This is a genomic window from Vibrio sp. YIC-376 (genome assembly GCF_052353105.1).
In the GTDB taxonomy this organism is placed as follows: domain Bacteria; phylum Pseudomonadota; class Gammaproteobacteria; order Enterobacterales; family Vibrionaceae; genus Vibrio.
In genome coordinates, this window is the sequence record NZ_JBBWFK010000015.1 from 37,252 (window position 1) to 55,723 (window position 18,472).

Below are 18,472 nucleotides of genomic sequence, written 5' to 3' on the forward strand. Positions count from 1 at the left end.
CGAGGTAATCGTGGGTAAAATTGTAGCAATCGCCAACCAGAAAGGTGGGGTCGGCAAAACAACAACGTGCATTAACTTAGCGGCTTCGATGGCGGCAACAAAGCGCAAAGTTTTGGTTATCGATCTCGATCCTCAAGGCAATGCTACGATGGCCAGTGGTGTTGATAAGTATATGGTTGATGCCACGGCATATGATCTTCTTGTTGAAGAAGCGCCGTTTGACCAAGTTGTGTGCACCGAAACGAGCGGTAAGTATGATCTTATCGCGGCAAACGGTGATGTGACGGCCGCAGAAATCAAACTGATGGAAGTGTTTGCACGCGAAGTTCGTTTGAAAAATGCCTTAGCATCAGTTCGTGATAACTATGATTTCATCTTTATCGATTGTCCCCCTTCTCTAAACCTTCTTACAATCAATGCTATGGCTGCAGCTGACTCAGTGCTGGTGCCAATGCAATGTGAATACTTTGCGTTAGAAGGTTTAACTGCTCTGATGGATACGATCAGCAAATTAGCTGCCGTGGTGAATGAAAACCTCAAAATTGAAGGTTTATTGCGGACTATGTACGATCCGCGCAACCGCTTATCGAACGAAGTATCTGACCAACTTAAAAAACACTTTGGTACCAAAGTGTATCGCACGGTTATCCCGCGTAACGTACGTTTGGCTGAAGCGCCAAGTCACGGTAAACCAGCCATGTACTACGATAAGTACTCTGCTGGTGCCAAAGCGTATCTTGCTCTTGCGGGTGAGATGCTGCGCCGTGAAGAGCTTCCAGTTTAACTCTAACCTAAGGAATTCAATCCCATGTCTAAGCGTGGTCTAGGAAAAGGACTGGATGCGTTGTTGTCGACCAGTTCATTTGCTCGTGAAAAACAGCACATTGCATCGCAAAGCCAAGCCTTATCGGTTGATGGTGAGTTAACTGAAATAGCGATTGCTCAATTGCAACCGGGTGTCTACCAACCGCGTAAAGATATGGCACCGGAAGCGCTCGAAGAGCTGGCGGCCTCAATTCAATCTCAAGGCATTATTCAACCGATAGTGGTTCGTCAGGTCGCCAGTGGCCAATTCGAAATCATTGCGGGTGAGCGTCGTTGGCGCGCGGCTAAGCAAGCTGGACTTAAGCGTGTCCCTTGTTTAGTTAAAAAGGTTGAAGATCGCGCTGCGATTGCAATGGCGTTAATTGAAAACATCCAACGTGAAGATCTCAATGTTATTGAAGAGGCTCAGGCTCTTGAGCGTCTGCAAGACGAGTTTGTCTTAACGCACCAGCAAGTGGCTGATGTGATTGGTAAGTCAAGAACCACGGTGAGCAACTTGCTGCGTCTGAATCAGCTTGAGCTTGAAGTCAAAAGCCTGGTTGCGCAGAAAAAGCTTGAGATGGGTCATGCTCGAGCACTATTGGCACTGGAAGGTGAGCAGCAAGTTGAAGTAGCTCAGCAAGTTGCGAAGAAACAGATGACTGTTCGTCAAACCGAACAGTTAGTAAAAAAGTGCTTAGCCCCACAGAATGAGCAAAAAGCTCAACAAGAAGATACCGAAGCTGTGCAAATGTCGCATAAATTAAGCCAAATGCTTGACGCTAAAGTTTCTCTGGTTCGTTCTGCAAATGGAAAAGCTAAATTGACGATAAGTATTGATGAGCCTCACAAATTAGACCAACTTATTGCCAAGCTTGAAGCCTAAATGAGATAATTGATTTAGGTCAATAAACTGAATAATTCGAATTTTGTGCGAAAGTTGTCGTTTTGTAAACAAAACTGTAAGTTTTTGATGCAATTTAATTGCATTCGGTTGGACTGAACGTATAATTTTCGCCAATTTCACTGCACAGAGAGTTTAGTGCGAAGTGGATATTACTAGAGGTACGAATACATGGTAGCTGCGTTAGCTAGACCAGGACGAGAGCTTGCAAGGCAATTGTTAATGATCGAGTCTGGCGCGGTTATTTTTGTGGCTGCAGGAATGGCGGTGGCCGTAAATCCTGATTGGGGACTTTCAGCGTTGATTGGTGGGGGCATTTTTGTCATTGCCAATGCAGTATTCGCGTTATGTGCTTTCATGTTTAGTGGAGCTCGCGCTGCCAAGCGCATCGCTGCCTCCTTCTATACGGGCGAAGTACTGAAAATTCTCATCACGGTTGCACTGTTCTATGTTGCCTACATGTATATGCAGGTGGAACTTGTTCCCCTCAAACTAACCTATTTGCTGGTACTAGGTATTAATATCTTTGCACCAGTGCTATTCATTAACAACAAAAAATAGGATGAGTTATGGCTGCGCCAGGTGAAGCGCTAACATCGTCCGGTTACATTGCCCACCACCTTTCTAACCTATCGTTATACAAGTTAGGTTTAGTTGCGGAGGAGACAAGTTTCTGGAACGTACATATCGATAGCCTGTTTTTTTCTTGGTTTACTGGTTTAATTTTCCTCGGAATCTTTTACAAAGTAGCGAAGAGAACAACAGCGGGTGTACCAGGTAAGCTTCAGTGTGCTGTAGAAATGATCGTTGAATTTGTCGCTGATAACGTCAAAGATACGTTCCATGGACGCAACCCACTGATCGCGCCTTTAGCACTGACTATCTTTTGTTGGGTATTTATAATGAACGTGATGGACTTAGTTCCTATCGACTTCTTACCATACCCAGCAGAGCATTGGCTTGGTATTCCTTATCTTAAGGTTGTACCTTCTGCTGATGTGAATATCACCATGGCTATGGCTCTAGGCGTTTTTGCATTGATGATTTTCTACAGCATCAAAGTGAAAGGTCTAGGTGGATTCGCAAAAGAACTTGCACTACATCCATTCAATCACCCACTGATGATTCCGTTTAACCTACTGATTGAAGTGGTATCGCTACTTGCGAAACCTCTATCACTTGGTATGCGTCTATTCGGTAACATGTTCGCGGGTGAGGTTGTATTCATTCTTTGTGCGGCAATGCTACCATGGTACTTACAATGGATGGGTTCCCTACCGTGGGCAATCTTCCATATCTTGGTTATTACGATTCAAGCCTTCGTATTCATGATGTTGACAATTGTTTACCTGTCAATGGCACACGAAGATCCTGATCATTAATTTTTTTAGCTTTTTATTTGGGCACTAAGCCAACAACTATAAATTGGAGATAGTAATGGAAACTTTACTGAGCTTTTCTGCAATCGCCGTAGGTATTATCGTCGGTCTTGCTTCTCTTGGTACAGCGATTGGTTTCGCACTGCTAGGTGGTAAATTCCTAGAAGGTGCAGCACGTCAACCAGAAATGGCTCCTATGCTACAAGTTAAGATGTTCATCATCGCAGGTCTACTTGATGCGGTTCCAATGATCGGTATCGTAATCGCGCTACTATTCACATTTGCAAACCCATTCGTTGGTCAACTAGGTTAATCACCTTTAACTCGGGGCGAGCTTAGGCTTGTCACTGATTAACACTAAGTCCAAATAGAGGGGTAGCTGTTGTGAACATAAACGCAACTCTGCTAGGTCAAGCAATCTCGTTCGCACTATTTGTGTGGTTCTGCATGAAGTATGTATGGCCACCATTGATGCAAGCGATCGAAGAACGTCAGAAGAAAATCGCTGACGGTCTTCAAGCAGCTGAACGTGCTGCTAAAGACTTGGATCTAGCACAAGCCAACGCTTCTGATCAATTGAAAGAAGCGAAGCGCACAGCAACTGAGATCATCGAGCAAGCGAACAAGCGTAAGTCTCAAATTCTAGAAGAAGCTCGCGAGGAAGCTCAGGCAGAACGCCAGAAAATCCTAACGCAAGCAGAAGCTGAACTTGAAGCTGAACGTAATCGTGCACGCGATGAGCTGCGCAAACAAGTTGCTACTCTGGCTGTAGCTGGTGCTGAGAAAATCCTTGAGCGTACTATCGATAAAGAAGCGCAAAAAGATATTCTTGACAACATTACTGCAAAACTTTAAGTCTGGGGGCGCATATGTCTGATTTGACTACAATCGCACGCCCCTATGCTAAAGCAGCTTTCGACTTTGCGGTAGAAAAAGACCAACTAGACCAATGGGGTCAAATGCTGTCTTTTGCTGCTGAAGTTGCCAAAAACGAACAAATGAGTGAGCTACTAACCAGCTCATTCTCTGCTGAAAAAATGGCAGAGATTTTTGTTGCAGTTTGTGGTGAACAAGTTGATGCAAATGGTCAAAACCTTCTGAAGGTGATGGCTGAGAATGGTCGTTTAACGGCCCTTCCTGATGTTTGTGAGCAATTCTTCATTCTGAAGAAAGAGCATGAGAAAGAAATTGATGTTGAAGTAATTTCAGCATCAGAGCTTACTGATGAACAACTTGCAAAGATTGGCAGCAAACTTGAAGCACGTCTTGAACGTAAAGTGAAGCTGAATTGCAGCGTAGATGAGACCCTACTTGGTGGGGTTATTATTCGAGCCGGAGACCTAGTCATCGATGACTCAGCGCGTGGTCGTTTGAACCGCCTGAGCGATGCATTGCAGTCTTAATGGGGATTGGAGCATGCAACTTAATTCCACGGAAATCAGCGATCTGATCAAACAGCGTATCGAATCTTTCGATATTGTTAGTGAAGCTCGCAACGAGGGTACTATCGTATCGGTAAGCGATGGTATCATCCGCATCCACGGCCTAGCGGACGTGATGCAAGGTGAAATGATTGAATTACCGGGTGGCCGTTATGCACTAGCACTTAACCTTGAGCGTGACTCGGTTGGTGCGGTAGTAATGGGCCCATATGCTGACCTTAAGGAAGGCATGAAAGTTACAGGTACTGGCCGCATTCTTGAAGTGCCAGTTGGTCCAGAGCTACTAGGCCGCGTAGTAAACACGCTGGGTGAGCCTATCGATGGTAAAGGTCCAATCGAAGCGAAAATGACTTCGCCTGTAGAAGTAATCGCACCAGGTGTAATCGACCGTAAATCGGTAGACCAACCTGTACAAACTGGTTACAAATCAGTTGACTCAATGATCCCAATCGGTCGTGGTCAGCGTGAGCTAGTAATCGGTGACCGTCAGACTGGTAAAACAGCAATGGCGATCGATGCGATTATCAACCAGAAAAACTCTGGTATTTTCTCAATCTACGTAGCAATCGGTCAGAAAGCATCGACTATCGCTAACGTAGTTCGCAAACTAGAAGAGCACGGCGCGCTAGCTAACACTATCGTTGTTGTTGCATCTGCTTCTGAATCTGCAGCGCTTCAATACCTAGCGCCATACGCAGGTTGTGCGATGGGTGAATACTTCCGCGATCGCGGTGAAGATGCTCTGATTGTTTACGATGATCTATCTAAGCAAGCGGTAGCTTACCGTCAGATCTCTCTACTACTTAAACGTCCACCAGGCCGTGAGGCATTCCCGGGTGACGTATTCTACCTCCACTCTCGTCTACTAGAGCGTGCAGCTCGTGTAAGCGAAGAGTACGTAGAGCGTTTCACTAACGGTGAAGTGAAAGGTAAGACTGGTTCTTTGACTGCTCTTCCTATCATCGAAACTCAAGCAGGTGACGTTTCAGCATTCGTACCGACTAACGTAATCTCGATTACCGATGGTCAGATCTTCCTACAAACTGAGCTATTCAACGCAGGTGTACGTCCAGCTGTTGACCCAGGTATCTCAGTATCTCGTGTAGGTGGTTCGGCTCAGACGAAAATCATCAAGAAGCTATCAGGTGGTATCCGTACAGCACTAGCTGCATACCGCGAACTAGCAGCATTTGCTCAGTTCTCTTCTGATCTTGATGAAGCGACGAAGAAACAGCTAGACCATGGTCAAAAAGTTACAGAACTAATGAAGCAGAAGCAGTACGCTCCAATGTCTGTATTTGACCAAGCGCTAACTATCTTCGCAGCAGAGCGCGGTTACCTTGACGATGTAGAACTTAGCAAAGTTCTAGATTTCGAGGCGGCTTTACTATCGTACGCTCGCGGTCAATACGCTGAACTAGCAGCTGAGATCGACAAGTCTGGTGCTTACAACGATGAAATCGAAGCTCAGTTGAAGAAACTGACTGACGACTTCAAAGCAACCCAAACTTGGTAATTAGGTCGGTGGCAGTTTCTGCCACCAACTAACGGAGAGTAACGATGGCCGGCGCAAAAGAGATACGTAATAAAATCGGTAGTGTTAAAAGCACGCAGAAAATTACGAAAGCGATGGAAATGGTAGCAGCTTCAAAAATGCGTCGTTCTCAAGACGCAATGGAAGCTTCTCGTCCATACGCTGAAACAATGCGTAAAGTGATCGGTCACGTGGCTAATGCAAATCTAGAGTACCGTCATCCGTACCTAGAAGAGCGTGAAGCTAAACGTGTTGGTTACATCATCGTTTCGACAGACCGTGGTCTGTGTGGTGGTTTGAACATTAATGTGTTCAAGAAAGCCGTTACAGATATGAAAACATGGAAAGAGAAAGGTGCTGAAATTGAGCTGGCAGTAATTGGCTCGAAAGCAACAGGTTTCTTTAAACATGGTGGCGCAAAAGTTGCGGCACAGGTTTCTGGTCTTGGTGATAATCCAAGCCTGGAAGACCTAATCGGTTCTGTTGGCGTAATGCTAAAGAAATACGATGAAGGTGAACTGGACCGTCTATACGTAGTGTTCAACAAGTTTGTGAACACTATGGTTCAGCAACCAACGATCGATCAATTGCTACCTTTGCCTAAATCGGACAGCAAAGAGATGCAGCGTGAGCACTCATGGGACTACATCTATGAGCCTGAGCCAAAACCTCTACTGGATACGCTACTAGTGCGTTACGTAGAGTCTCAGGTATACCAAGGTGTGGTTGAGAACCTTGCTTGTGAGCAAGCGGCTCGAATGATTGCGATGAAGGCTGCAACGGATAACGCAACCAACTTGATTGAAGATCTAGAACTTGTGTACAACAAAGCCCGTCAGGCTGCGATCACACAAGAACTGTCGGAAATCGTTGGTGGTGCATCTGCGGTTTAAGCTTAGGTAAAACGAAATAGTTTAGAGGATTAACGATGGCTACAGGTAAGATCGTACAGATCATCGGTGCGGTAGTCGACGTAGAGTTCCCACAGAGCGATGTACCTAGTGTATATGACGCTCTAAACGTAACGGACTCAAAAGAGCGTCTAGTTCTTGAAGTTCAACAACAGCTAGGCGGTGGCGTAGTTCGTTGTATCGTAATGGGTAGCTCTGATGGTTTACGTCGTGGAGTTGAAGTAGTAAATACTGGCGCTCCAATTTCAGTACCAGTAGGTACTAAGACCCTAGGTCGTATCATGAACGTTCTAGGTGACGCGATTGACGAGCGTGGTGAAATCGGTGCAGAAGAGACTTACTCTATTCACCGTGAAGCACCAAGCTACGAAGAGCAATCAAACGAAACAGCTCTACTAGAAACTGGTGTTAAAGTAATCGACTTGGTTTGTCCATTCGCGAAGGGTGGTAAAATCGGTCTATTCGGTGGTGCAGGTGTAGGTAAGACCGTTAACATGATGGAACTTATCAACAACATCGCACTTCAACACTCAGGTCTATCAGTATTTGCTGGTGTTGGTGAGCGTACTCGTGAAGGTAACGATTTCTACTTTGAGATGCAGGAAGCGGGCGTTGTAAACGTTGAGAAGCCTGAAGAATCTAAAGTAGCGATGGTTTACGGTCAGATGAATGAGCCACCAGGCAACCGTCTACGTGTTGCACTGACTGGTCTAACAATGGCAGAACGTTTCCGTGACGAAGGTCGTGACGTACTTCTGTTCGTTGATAACATCTACCGTTACACGCTTGCAGGTACTGAGGTATCAGCACTTCTAGGTCGTATGCCTTCTGCGGTAGGTTACCAGCCAACTCTTGCAGAAGAGATGGGTGTACTACAGGAGCGTATCACGTCAACTAAGCAAGGTTCTATCACGTCTGTACAGGCAGTATACGTACCTGCGGATGACTTGACTGACCCGTCTCCAGCAACAACGTTCGCGCACTTGGATGCAACGGTTGTACTTAACCGTAACATCGCAGCAATGGGTCTATACCCAGCGATCGACCCACTAGATTCAACGTCTCGTCAGCTAGACCCACTAGTAGTAGGTCAAGAGCACTACGACATCGCTCGTGGCGTTCAGCAGACACTTCAGCGCTACAAAGAGCTGAAAGACATCATTGCGATTCTAGGTATGGACGAGCTGTCTGAAGCAGATAAGCAAGTTGTATCTCGTGCACGTAAGATTGAGCGTTTCCTAACTCAGCCTTACCACGTAGCGGAAGTATTTACAGGTGACCCAGGTGTTTACGTACCTCTTAAAGAGACTCTACGTGGCTTCAAAGGTCTACTAGCTGGTGAATACGATGACATTCCAGAGCAGGCATTTATGTACTGCGGTAGCATCGAAGATGCTATTGAGAATGCTAAGAAGCTATAAGGCTAACTAGGAGGCGATATGGCACCAATAACCTTTCATCTAGACGTAGTAAGCGCTGAGAAACGTATTTTCTCTGGTCGTGTAGAAACGTTTCAGGTGACCGGTAGCGAAGGTGAGCTTGGTATTTTCCATGGCCATACTCCGCTTCTGACCGCTATTCAGCCTGGTATGGTGCGTATTGTGAAACAGCACGGCCACGAAGAGTTCATTTATGTCTCTGGTGGTATGGTCGAAGTTCAGCCGGGTACTGCTACAGTACTCGCTGATACTGCGATTCGTGGTGAAGATCTAGACGCAGCGAAGGCAGAAGAAGCTAAGCGTCGTGCTGAGGAGAATATCCAGAATCAGCATGGCGATATGGACTTCGCACAAGCGGCCAGTGAACTGGCTAAAGCCATTGCTCAGCTACGAGTTATCGAGCTGACTAAAAAGCGTCGCTAAGCTCAATTAGCAACGTTGCATGAAAAAGGCGGCCAAATGGTCGCCTTTTTGATTATTTTTAATCGGAAATTGACCTCTCGCCATTAACTTATCCCTTCAAGCTGTCTAAAATATCTGCCAACTACATAAAGAACGTCAATAGGTTATTAATGAAATTCAGTGCTGTTATTCTGGCTGCGGGAAAAGGAACCCGTATGTACTCGAACATGCCTAAAGTGCTACACACTTTGGCAGGGAAGCCAATGGCAAAACATGTGATCGATACATGTACAGGTCTGGGCGCGCAAAACATTCATCTGGTGTATGGTCACGGTGGTGAGCAAATGCAGCAGACGCTTGCTGACGAGCCTGTTAGCTGGGTACTTCAAGCTGAGCAGTTAGGTACTGGTCATGCGGTAGATCAGGCTTCAGCACAATTCGAAGATGATGAAAAAGTACTGATCCTGTACGGGGATGTACCACTGATTTCTGCGGAAACCATTGAGAGCCTGCTTGATGCACAACCAACGGGTGGTATCGCACTACTGACAGTTGTTCTGGATAACCCGATGGGCTACGGCCGTATCGTACGTAAGAATGGTCCGGTGGTGGCTATCGTTGAGCAGAAAGATGCGAGCGAAGAACAAAAACTGATTAAAGAAATCAACACCGGTGTGATGGTCGCAACAGGTGGTGACCTGAAGCGCTGGTTGTCGGGTCTTAACAACAACAATGCGCAGGGCGAATACTACCTGACTGACATCATCGCAGCAGCACATGATGAAGGTCGTGCGGTGGAAGCGGTGCACCCAGTTAATGCGATTGAAGTTGAAGGCGTCAATGACCGTGCTCAACTTGCTCGTTTGGAGCGTGCTTTCCAATCCATGCAGGCGCAAAAGCTGCTGGAGCAGGGTGTAATGCTGCGTGATCCAGCGCGTTTTGACCTACGTGGTGAGCTGCAATGTGGTATGGACTGTGAAATCGATGTCAACGTAATCATCGAAGGTACCGTATCATTGGGTGATAATGTTGTTATCGGCGCGGGTTGTGTTCTGAAAGATTGCGAAATCGATGACAATACCATCGTTCGTCCATACAGCGTAATTGAAGGCGCGACCGTCGGTGAAGAGTGTACGGTAGGTCCATTTACTCGCCTTCGCTCTGGCGCTGAGCTGCGTAACGACTCTCACGTAGGCAACTTCGTGGAAGTGAAAAATGCCCGTATTGGTGAAGGTTCTAAGGCCAACCACCTGACTTATCTGGGCGACGCTGAAATTGGTCAACGCACCAACATTGGCGCTGGCACGATTACGTGTAACTACGACGGTGCAAACAAGTTCAAAACTATCATCGGCAATGACGTTTTTGTTGGTTCGGACAGTCAGCTGGTGGCGCCAGTGACTATCGCTGATGGTGCAACTATTGGTGCGGGTACGACGCTTACCAAAGATGTAGCTGAAGGTGAGTTAGTGATCACTCGTGCGAAAGAGCGCAAAATTACTGGCTGGCAGCGTCCGGTTAAAAAGAAATAACTCACGATTTTGCTGATAAATTGAATCAAAGCCGCTTACTATGAGCGGCTTTGTTGTATTTAGCTTTCTTTTTCACTAACAACGCGAGCATTGTCGGGTGTGGCAAAGTGCTTTGCCAGCTCTCGGTTTGACAGAATGTAGCCCATCCATAAACCGCCCATGCAGATGACAATCGCGATACCAGTGATTGACTGAGCCTGACTGGCCATCGCGGCAACGAAAGCGCTGGCCAGACTACTGACACAGATCTGCAGGCTATTTTGCAAGCCAGCTGCTGTCGCTGGGCTTTGCTGAGCACTCTCCAGAGCTCGGTTAACCACAATAGGATAAAGCGCACCGTTTGCAACCGCGATAAGGCAGAAAGGTGCCAGAATTGGCCATATAGAGGTTAACGTCCATTGTGACGCGACGAACACCATCAGCGCCGCAACGCTAAACAGACCGATCAGCTGGCGCAAAACGTTTTTGTCGCCATATTTGCGCACACCCACTTTGCCTAGGTAGCCACCAGCCATAAAGGCGATGGTTTGTGGAATAAGGCTCAGACCAATGTCTTTTGCTTCGTAGCCCAGTTGAGCCATGATTTCCGGCATGCCGGTTAGGTAAGCAAAAAACGCAGCAGATGCGGTGGCAAACATAATCACGTTGCCGAGGTAAGTTTTCGACCCCAGCAGAGTTTTAATATCAGATGAGATGCTGGTTTGTTTTACTTCCGCTTTTTCGTCTTTTTGCATCATGGTTGCGGCGACAAGTAATACGCCCACCAGCGTTAAAGCGATAAAAATACTGTGCCAGCCAAAGTTGTCCGCAAGTAACACACCCAATTGAGGAGCAAGAGCAGGAGACAGGGCGACCAGCGGCATGATAGTGGCAAATATCTGCTGACTGCTGCTGGAATAACGTTTAATGACCATCGCTTGCCAGATCACCGCTGGTGCGCATACACCGATCGCCTGAACAAATCTCAACGTGAGTAATTGCCATACTTGATCGCAGAACGCTAAACCAAATGAAGCGAGAGTAAATACGGCTAAGCCTGCTGCCAGAGTATTACGATGACCAAACTTATCTGAAGCCAGTCCCCACATAAGCTGACCAAATGCCATCCCGCCTAAAAATACGGTCAAAGACAGGGCGATTTGTTCCGGCCCTGTCGCGAAGTCTGCTTCCATTGCTTTAAATGCTGGCAGGTACATGTCTGTGGCGATGAAGCCAAGCATCGATAATACTGCAAGATAAACGAGTTGTATTTTTGATATTTTCATTATTAAACCAATCAAATTATTTAATTATTTTTTAACCAATATCAGTTGGCGCCAACCCTGATTTATTTACCTTTTCATTCTATTTTTCGATTTATAAAAAATAAAACGTTAAAATTATTCGTTATCAATCAAAAAATTTGAAAGGTCAATGGCAATGTTTTCCAAATCTTCGTTAGAAATGCTCGATACCGTTGCCCGGTTAGGCAGTTTTACTGCGGCGGCTGAAGTTCTGCACAAAGTGCCTTCAGCAATCAGTTATGGTGTGCGTCAGGTAGAGCAAGATTTGGATGTGGTGTTGTTTCGTCGCTTGCCAAGAAAGGTCGAGCTAACTCCTGCCGGGGAGCTATTTATGGCAGAAGCGCGCGCTTTGTTACGCCAAATGGAAGAGGTGAAAGCACAGACGCGCCGTGCAGCACATGGCTGGCAAACGACCCTGAAGCTGACTTTGGATAACGTTGTGAAATTGGAAAAGCTAAAGCCTCTGGTGGAAGACTTTTATCGCGAGTTTGAATTTGCCGAATTGCAGATCAACATGGAAGTGTTTAATGGTTCGTGGGAAGCGATTGCTCAGGGGCGGGCAGATATCGTGGTTGGTGCGACTAGTGCCATTCCGGTTGGCGGTGATTTCGAAGTCAGAGACATGGGAATGCTGGACTGGGCCTTTGTTATGTCACCAGCGCATCCCTGTGTGCGTCAGCAGACATTAACCGAAGCGTTTGTCAGCCAGTTTCCTGCTATCTGTCTTGATGACACGTCTAGTGTATTACCCAAGCGTCATACTGGTCATTATGCTCAGCAGCGCCGCTTATTACTGCCTAACTGGTATGCCGCGATTGAGTGTCTGAAAAATGGGGTAGGTGTGGGGTACATGCCGCGTCATATTGCGACACCATTGATCAATGAAGGTGTGCTGGTGGAGAAAGTGCTGCCGGACGACAAGCCACTAAGTCGATGTTGTTTGGTGTGGCGTAAAGATGAAAACCATAAGTTGATCCAATGGATGGTCGATTATTTAGGATCGTCCAATCAATTACATCAGGACTGGCTTCAGTCATAGAAAAACACCTCGCGTTTGCGAGGTGTTTTTTAAGGCTGCTACGATAAGAAGAACTTGTAGGACGGGTTATCCGTTTCGTCTTTGCACTGATAGCCTAGTTCACGTAAATGTGCAGAAAACTGGGCTAAATCGCTTTCATCTAACTCGAAACCACACAGAACACGTCCGTAATCTGCACCATGGTTGCGGTAGTTAAACAGACTGATGTTCCAGTGAGTACCGAGTGTGCTCAGGAATTTCAGCAGCGCTCCCGGATATTCTGGAAACTCAAAGCTATACAAACGCTCTTTCAGTTTTTTCGATGGTTTGCCACCGATCATATAGCGAATGTGTAGCTTCGCCATTTCATCGTCGGATAAGTCCACCACTGGATAGCCACCTTCTCGCAGATCGCGAATAATGTGTTCCAGCTCTTCCTGACCACCTTGAAGTCGAACACCGACAAAGATGTTCGCCAGTTCGTCATCATTGTAACGGTAGTTAAACTCAGTGACTGCACGGCCGCCAATCAGGTTACAAAACTCAAAGAAAGCACCTTGGCGTTCTGGAATCGTAACGGCCAATAAGCCTTCACGTTTTTCACCAAGTTCACAACGTTCGGATACATAGCGTAAGCCGTGGAAGTTGGTGTTGGCACCAGACAACACCGTACTGAGGTTTTTGCCTTTAAGCTGATTCTTCTCGGCAAATTTCTTCAGTCCCGCCAAAGCCAAAGCGCCGGATGGTTCCGCAATTGCACGAGTATCTTCAAAGATGTCTTTGACTGCAGCACAGATTTCATCGCTCGATACGGCTACATGACCATCAATGTATTTCTGACAGAGACGGAACGTTTCCTCGCCGATGCGTTTTACAGCCACACCATCTGCAAACATACTGACCTGATCCAGCACCACTGGTTCGCCAGCATCTAAGGCTGCTTTTAAACATGAAGAGTCTTCAGGTTCGACAGCAATTACTTTGATTTCCGGCATCAGTTGTTTAACCAGTACCGCTACACCCGCAGCTAAGCCACCACCGCCAACCGGTACAAAGATGTAATCAAGGTGACCATTTTGCTGCAGCATTTCCATGCCAATGGTGCCCTGACCCGCAATCACTAACGGGTGATCAAAGGGAGGAACAAACGTGTAGCCGCATTCTTCAGCCAGACGTTCTGCTTCGGCCTTGGCTTCATCAAAGTTGTTGCCATGCAGCACGACATTACCACCAAAGCTTCGCACCGCATCCACTTTGATATCTGGCGTTGTCTTTGGCATCACGATGGTGGTTTTGATACCCAGCTTGGTGCCTGAGAGCGCCATGCCTTGCGCATGGTTACCTGCTGAAGCAGCAATCACGCCCGCAGCTTTTTGCTCTTCAGATAAGCTTGCTACCATGTTATAAGCGCCGCGCAGCTTAAATGAGTGAACTGGCTGACGGTCTTCACGCTTGATTTGCACGTTATTGCCAATCCTTGCAGAAAGGCGGGGCATATCTTGTAGCGGTGTGACCGTAGCGACCTCATAAACTGGCGCACGCAGGATCTGACGCAGATAGTCTGCGCCAGTTTGATTCACTTTCTTTTCGGGTTGAGATTCCATCATTGCTAGCCCTCTAGCTTAGATTTGTCTCGTACTGCACCTTTGTCAGCACTGGTTGCCATGCTGGCGTACGCTTTAAGTGCAAGAGAAACTTTACGTTGACGGTCTGCAGGTTTCCAGCCAAGTTCATCTTGTTTTGCACGACGCTCTGCAAGTTCTTGTTCAGAAACCTCAAGTGAGATACTGCGATTAGGGATATCAATCGCAATCAAGTCTCCGTTCTTCACCAAACCAATCGCACCACCGTTTGCGGCTTCTGGCGAAGCGTGGCCGATAGACAAACCTGATGTACCACCGGAGAATCGACCATCAGTCAGTAGCGCACATTCCTTACCCAGACCCATCGATTTCAGGTAAGTCGTAGGGTAGAGCATCTCTTGCATACCCGGGCCGCCTTTTGGTCCTTCGTAACGAATCACGACGACATCACCCGCTTTAACTTTGCCACCAAGAATGCCATCTACTGCATCTTCCTGACTTTCAAACACGATTGCCGGGCCGGTAAATTTGAGGATGCTTGCGTCCACACCTGCGGTTTTAACGATACAGCCATCCAGCGCGATATTACCTTTAAGAACAGCAAGACCGCCGTCTTGGCTAAAGGCATTCTCTTTGGTACGAATACAGCCTTCTGCGCGGTCATCATCCAATGTATCCCAGCGACAATCTTGTGAGAATGCCTGAGTGGTACGGATGCCTGCAGGACCTGCACGGTAGAATTTTTTCACTTCTTCCGAATCGGTCAGCATGATGTCGTATTGTGCCAGTTGCTCTTCCCAATTAAGGCCCAGAACTGTCTTGGACTGGTTGTTTAAAAGCCCTGCACGGTTGAGTTCACCAAGAATACCAATTACGCCACCAGCGCGGTGTACGTCTTCCATGTGGTATTTCTGTGTCGATGGAGCCACTTTACATAGATGAGGCACCTGACGAGACATACGGTCGATGTCCGTCATATCGAAATCGACTTCACCTTCTTGAGCAGCAGCTAGCAGGTGCAGAACCGTGTTGGTTGAGCCACCCATGGCGATATCGAGTGCCATCGCGTTTTCAAACGCGGCTTTGGTCGCGATATTACGTGGTAGGGCTGTTTCGTCGTCTTGCTCGTAGTAACGCTTAGTCAGTTCAACGATGCGTTTACCTGCGTTGACGAACAACTCTTTACGGTCCGCGTGAGTTGCAAGCAGAGAACCGTTACCAGGTTGAGACAGACCCAGAGCTTCGGTCAGACAGTTCATTGAGTTTGCAGTAAACATACCTGAACACGAGCCACAAGTCGGACACGCTGAGCGTTCGATCTGTTCGCTTTGCTCATCAGATACTTTTGGATCCGCACCTTGGATCATTGCGTCAACCAAGTCGAGTTTGATGATCTGATCAGATAGCTTGGTTTTACCCGCTTCCATTGGGCCGCCAGAAACGAAGATAACCGGGATGTTAAGGCGCATTGACGCCATCAGCATCCCCGGAGTGATTTTGTCACAGTTAGAGATACACACCATGGCATCTGCACAGTGAGCGTTAACCATGTATTCCACTGAGTCAGCAATCAGTTCACGAGAAGGTAGAGAGTAAAGCATGCCTCCGTGACCCATTGCGATACCATCATCCACAGCGATGGTGTTGAATTCTTTTGCAATACCACCTGCTGCTTCAATCTCTTTAGCAACAAGTTGGCCTAAATCTTTCAGGTGTACGTGGCCCGGTACAAATTGAGTAAACGAGTTTACCACGGCGATGATTGGCTTGCCGAAATCCTCTTCCTTTACACCTGTTGCGCGCCATAACGCACGAGCACCCGCCATGTTACGACCATGTGTGGTGGTTGCTGATCTATATTTTGGCATTTCTTAATTCCTTCTTAATTCTGCTCTGGGTACACACAGTCTAATCAGCACCATTTATCTTCTGTGGTGCCTTTAAATAGGCCATCGTAGGCCTCTTGCAGTTCTTTAGTATTAGGGCCGTGTTTACCGCTGCCCATTTCCATTTTGTCAATTGTTATAACAGGTACCGCAGCTTTCTCCTACAGAGTCATTTCATTCATTATTAAACCAAATGACCTCTGTAGTTTGCGTTGCCATTGATGGCTTACCTTATGCGTTTACCTGTTGCTGTAAGTTGTGGTTTGGCAGTTCATCGTTGCGGATTTTGAGTACCTCAACTTTACGAACATCCCATAACTTTTCAATTTGGTTTATCAAAAAGGAGATAGGTCTATCGCTGTCGACGATGATCTCTACACTGGCTACTTTGCTTTCGTGGTTTTGAGTCGCTGCCACTTGTTTGATCACAAAGCCGCGGTGACGAATCACACGTAAAACGCGCTCTAACAGTACCGGTTTGTCATCGGCTTTGATGTCGAGTAAATATCTGTCCATGTGATTGTCTCCTACGTATTTTCCAACATATCACTGTTTGATGCGCCAGGTGGCACCAACGGCCACACGTTCTCTTCTTCGTCGATTAAAACGTGAAGCATATAAGCGGTTTTGCTTTCCAACATCTCTTTGAGTGCTGGTTCCACTTCTTCTTTCTTGGTGATGGTTTTTCCCGGAATATCGAATGCTTTTGCCAGCATCACGAAATCTGGGTTGTCATCAAGGATGGTTTCGCTGTGTCGTCCATCAAAGAACAGGGACTGCCACTGACGTACCATGCCAAGGCGTTGGTTGTTTAGGAGAACAATCTTCACCGGGATTTGGCGGCGTTTTAGCGTACCTAACTCCTGTACGTTCATCATGAATGAACCGTCACCAGAAATAAGGATAGACTGATCATCCGGACGCGCGACTGCTGCGCCCATTGCAGCTGGCAGGCCAAAGCCCATCGTGCCCAGACCCGCTGAGGTGATGAAGTTTTGTGGCTCACGCGGCTGGATATGCTGCGCTGCCCACATTTGGTGTTGTCCTACATCAGTGGAAACGATGGAGGAATCCGGCATCATGTCAGAAAGCTGCTTAAGTAACAGTGGTGCGTAGATAGGATCGCCTGGGTGGTCGTAGCGCCACTTAAAGCCACTGCGTAAGCTTTCACTATGGTGAACCCACGGTGAGATGTCTTGAGTCAGCTCTAACTGAGGAAGAATGGTATTGATGTCGCCACGTAGTGGTGCATTTGCGTGGCGCAGCTTATGAATTTCTGCTGCATCGATATCGATATGAATTACTTTTGCATTGGGTGCAAAAGTATCGAGTTTACCCGTCACGCGGTCATCAAATCGTGCACCAACAACAATCAGTAGGTCCGCTTCTTGAACCACAAGGTTGGCAGCTTTAGTGCCGTGCATGCCCAACATACCCAAGTAATGAGGGTCATGGCGCTCAATCGTGCCGAGGCCTTTCAGAGTGCTTACCGCTGGCATTGGGTTCAGGCGTAAGAACTCTCGTACTGCGTGGGTTGCTTTTGCTAGCTGAACACCACCACCAACATATAGCACTGGACGAGTAGACTCAGCCAATACTTCTTGTGCGCGTTGGATGTCTTCAACGCTGACATCTGGGATAGCTGGTGCTACGTACGGAGGCAGTAATTCTGTAGGAGTTTGAGCAAGCTGAACATCTTTCGCGATATCGACAATGACTGGGCCCGGACGGCCAGTTTTCGCAACTTCAAACGCTTCAGCTAGCGTAGGAGCAAGATCTTCAATTTCTGTAACCAGATAGCTGTGCTTAGTACAGGCTAGAGACATACCAATCACATCCATTTCTTGGAATGCATCGGTACCGATATGAGAACTGGCAACCTGACCTGTGATGGCTACCAGGGGAACTGAATCAAGGAACGCGTCGGCAAGGCCTGTAACAAGGTTAGTGGCGCCAGGGCCGGAAGTCGCCATGCAAACGGCAACATCTTGAGTTGATCGTGCCATACCGATGGCGGCCATGGCAGCCCCTTGTTCATGACGACATAAGATGTGTTCCACACCTCCGTCATACAAGGCATCGTAGATTGGCATGATGGCTCCACCGGGGTAACCAAACACTGTCTTGATGCCTTGCTGTCTTAAAGCGGCTACGACAAGTTGTGCACCAGTCATCGTAAACCTCCTTTGCTACGTTGTGGCTCGTAGCTATCACTATGTGTATTGCACATCATGTGCACTCCCATTCTTCCCGTTAAACTGTCCAAGGATTAGACAGATGACAACTTGTAGTTGTAAAAAAACCCCCGGACTTTTCAGCGCGGGGGTTTTTTGTAATTTGTGGTTATCTTTCGCC

At 47.2% G+C, this 18,472-nt stretch carries 18 protein-coding genes; 13 read left to right on the forward strand and 5 right to left on the reverse strand.

Annotated elements, in window-relative coordinates:
• Positions 1 to 10: 10 nt before the first annotated feature.
• The 12 genes from WJM94_RS20770 to glmU all read left to right on the forward strand — a co-directional run bounded on the left by WJM94_RS20770 (position 11) and on the right by glmU (position 10,347).
• A complete protein-coding gene (locus WJM94_RS20770) occupies positions 11 to 784 on the forward strand; it encodes a ParA family protein (RefSeq protein WP_444496081.1) in 774 nt (257 codons plus the stop codon).
• Positions 785 to 808: 24 nt separating this feature from the next.
• The gene (locus tag WJM94_RS20775; protein WP_444496082.1) at positions 809 to 1,690 is read left to right on the forward strand and encodes a ParB/RepB/Spo0J family partition protein; all 882 of its coding nucleotides are present in this window, start codon (positions 809 to 811) and stop codon (positions 1,688 to 1,690) included.
• A gap of 189 nt (positions 1,691 to 1,879) precedes the next feature.
• The gene (locus WJM94_RS20780; RefSeq protein ID WP_444496083.1) at positions 1,880 to 2,269 is read left to right on the forward strand and encodes a F0F1 ATP synthase subunit I; all 390 of its coding nucleotides are present in this window, start codon (positions 1,880 to 1,882) and stop codon (positions 2,267 to 2,269) included.
• Positions 2,270 to 2,277: 8 nt separating this feature from the next.
• Positions 2,278 to 3,090, forward strand: coding sequence for a F0F1 ATP synthase subunit A (gene atpB / locus WJM94_RS20785; protein WP_444496084.1), 813 nt, complete (start codon positions 2,278 to 2,280; stop codon positions 3,088 to 3,090).
• Between the two features lie 55 nt (positions 3,091 to 3,145).
• On the forward strand, positions 3,146 to 3,400 hold the full coding sequence (atpE, locus tag WJM94_RS20790) for a F0F1 ATP synthase subunit C (protein WP_002540812.1): 255 nt from the start codon (positions 3,146 to 3,148) through the stop codon (positions 3,398 to 3,400).
• Between the two features lie 71 nt (positions 3,401 to 3,471).
• On the forward strand, positions 3,472 to 3,942 hold the full coding sequence (gene atpF / locus WJM94_RS20795; protein WP_444496085.1) for a F0F1 ATP synthase subunit B: 471 nt from the start codon (positions 3,472 to 3,474) through the stop codon (positions 3,940 to 3,942).
• Between the two features lie 14 nt (positions 3,943 to 3,956).
• Positions 3,957 to 4,490, forward strand: a complete 534-nt coding sequence (gene atpH / locus WJM94_RS20800; RefSeq protein WP_444496086.1) for a F0F1 ATP synthase subunit delta — start codon at positions 3,957 to 3,959, stop codon at positions 4,488 to 4,490.
• Positions 4,491 to 4,503: 13 nt separating this feature from the next.
• Positions 4,504 to 6,045: a F0F1 ATP synthase subunit alpha gene (gene atpA, locus WJM94_RS20805; RefSeq protein ID WP_444496087.1), complete on the forward strand. Its 1,542-nt coding sequence runs from the start codon at positions 4,504 to 4,506 to the stop codon at positions 6,043 to 6,045.
• A gap of 44 nt (positions 6,046 to 6,089) precedes the next feature.
• Positions 6,090 to 6,956 (forward strand): F0F1 ATP synthase subunit gamma, encoded by an 867-nt coding sequence (gene atpG / locus WJM94_RS20810; RefSeq protein WP_444496088.1) that lies wholly within the window; start codon positions 6,090 to 6,092, stop codon positions 6,954 to 6,956.
• Positions 6,957 to 6,991: 35 nt separating this feature from the next.
• A complete protein-coding gene (atpD, locus tag WJM94_RS20815; protein ID WP_444496089.1) occupies positions 6,992 to 8,395 on the forward strand; it encodes a F0F1 ATP synthase subunit beta in 1,404 nt (467 codons plus the stop codon).
• An 18-nt stretch (positions 8,396 to 8,413) separates the two neighbouring features.
• The gene (locus WJM94_RS20820; RefSeq protein WP_014233411.1) at positions 8,414 to 8,836 is read left to right on the forward strand and encodes a F0F1 ATP synthase subunit epsilon; all 423 of its coding nucleotides are present in this window, start codon (positions 8,414 to 8,416) and stop codon (positions 8,834 to 8,836) included.
• Between the two features lie 149 nt (positions 8,837 to 8,985).
• The gene (gene glmU, locus WJM94_RS20825) at positions 8,986 to 10,347 is read left to right on the forward strand and encodes a bifunctional UDP-N-acetylglucosamine diphosphorylase/glucosamine-1-phosphate N-acetyltransferase GlmU (protein WP_444496090.1); all 1,362 of its coding nucleotides are present in this window, start codon (positions 8,986 to 8,988) and stop codon (positions 10,345 to 10,347) included.
• A gap of 59 nt (positions 10,348 to 10,406) precedes the next feature.
• Here the strand turns inward: glmU and punC are convergent, their stop codons facing one another.
• A complete protein-coding gene (punC, locus tag WJM94_RS20830; protein WP_444496091.1) occupies positions 10,407 to 11,612 on the reverse strand; it encodes a purine nucleoside transporter PunC in 1,206 nt (401 codons plus the stop codon).
• Positions 11,613 to 11,766: 154 nt separating this feature from the next.
• Here punC and punR point away from each other — a divergent pair, with 154 nt between their 5' ends.
• A complete protein-coding gene (gene punR / locus WJM94_RS20835) occupies positions 11,767 to 12,669 on the forward strand; it encodes a DNA-binding transcriptional activator PunR (protein ID WP_444496092.1) in 903 nt (300 codons plus the stop codon).
• Between the two features lie 38 nt (positions 12,670 to 12,707).
• On the opposite strand, the gene ilvA is transcribed toward punR, so the two are convergent.
• The 4 genes from ilvA to ilvG all read right to left on the reverse strand — a co-directional run bounded on the left by ilvA (position 12,708) and on the right by ilvG (position 18,291).
• Entirely contained in the window at positions 12,708 to 14,255 is a 1,548-nt protein-coding gene (gene ilvA / locus WJM94_RS20840) for a threonine ammonia-lyase, biosynthetic (RefSeq protein ID WP_444496093.1), read from the reverse strand.
• Between the two features lie 2 nt (positions 14,256 to 14,257).
• Positions 14,258 to 16,099, reverse strand: a complete 1,842-nt coding sequence (gene ilvD, locus WJM94_RS20845; protein ID WP_444496094.1) for a dihydroxy-acid dehydratase — start codon at positions 16,097 to 16,099, stop codon at positions 14,258 to 14,260.
• 249 nt (positions 16,100 to 16,348) lie between these two features.
• Positions 16,349 to 16,633, reverse strand: coding sequence for an acetolactate synthase 2 small subunit (ilvM, locus tag WJM94_RS20850; protein WP_444496095.1), 285 nt, complete (start codon positions 16,631 to 16,633; stop codon positions 16,349 to 16,351).
• 11 nt (positions 16,634 to 16,644) lie between these two features.
• On the reverse strand, positions 16,645 to 18,291 hold the full coding sequence (gene ilvG, locus WJM94_RS20855) for an acetolactate synthase 2 catalytic subunit (RefSeq protein ID WP_444496096.1): 1,647 nt from the start codon (positions 18,289 to 18,291) through the stop codon (positions 16,645 to 16,647).
• Between the last annotated feature and the right edge of the window lie 181 nt (positions 18,292 to 18,472).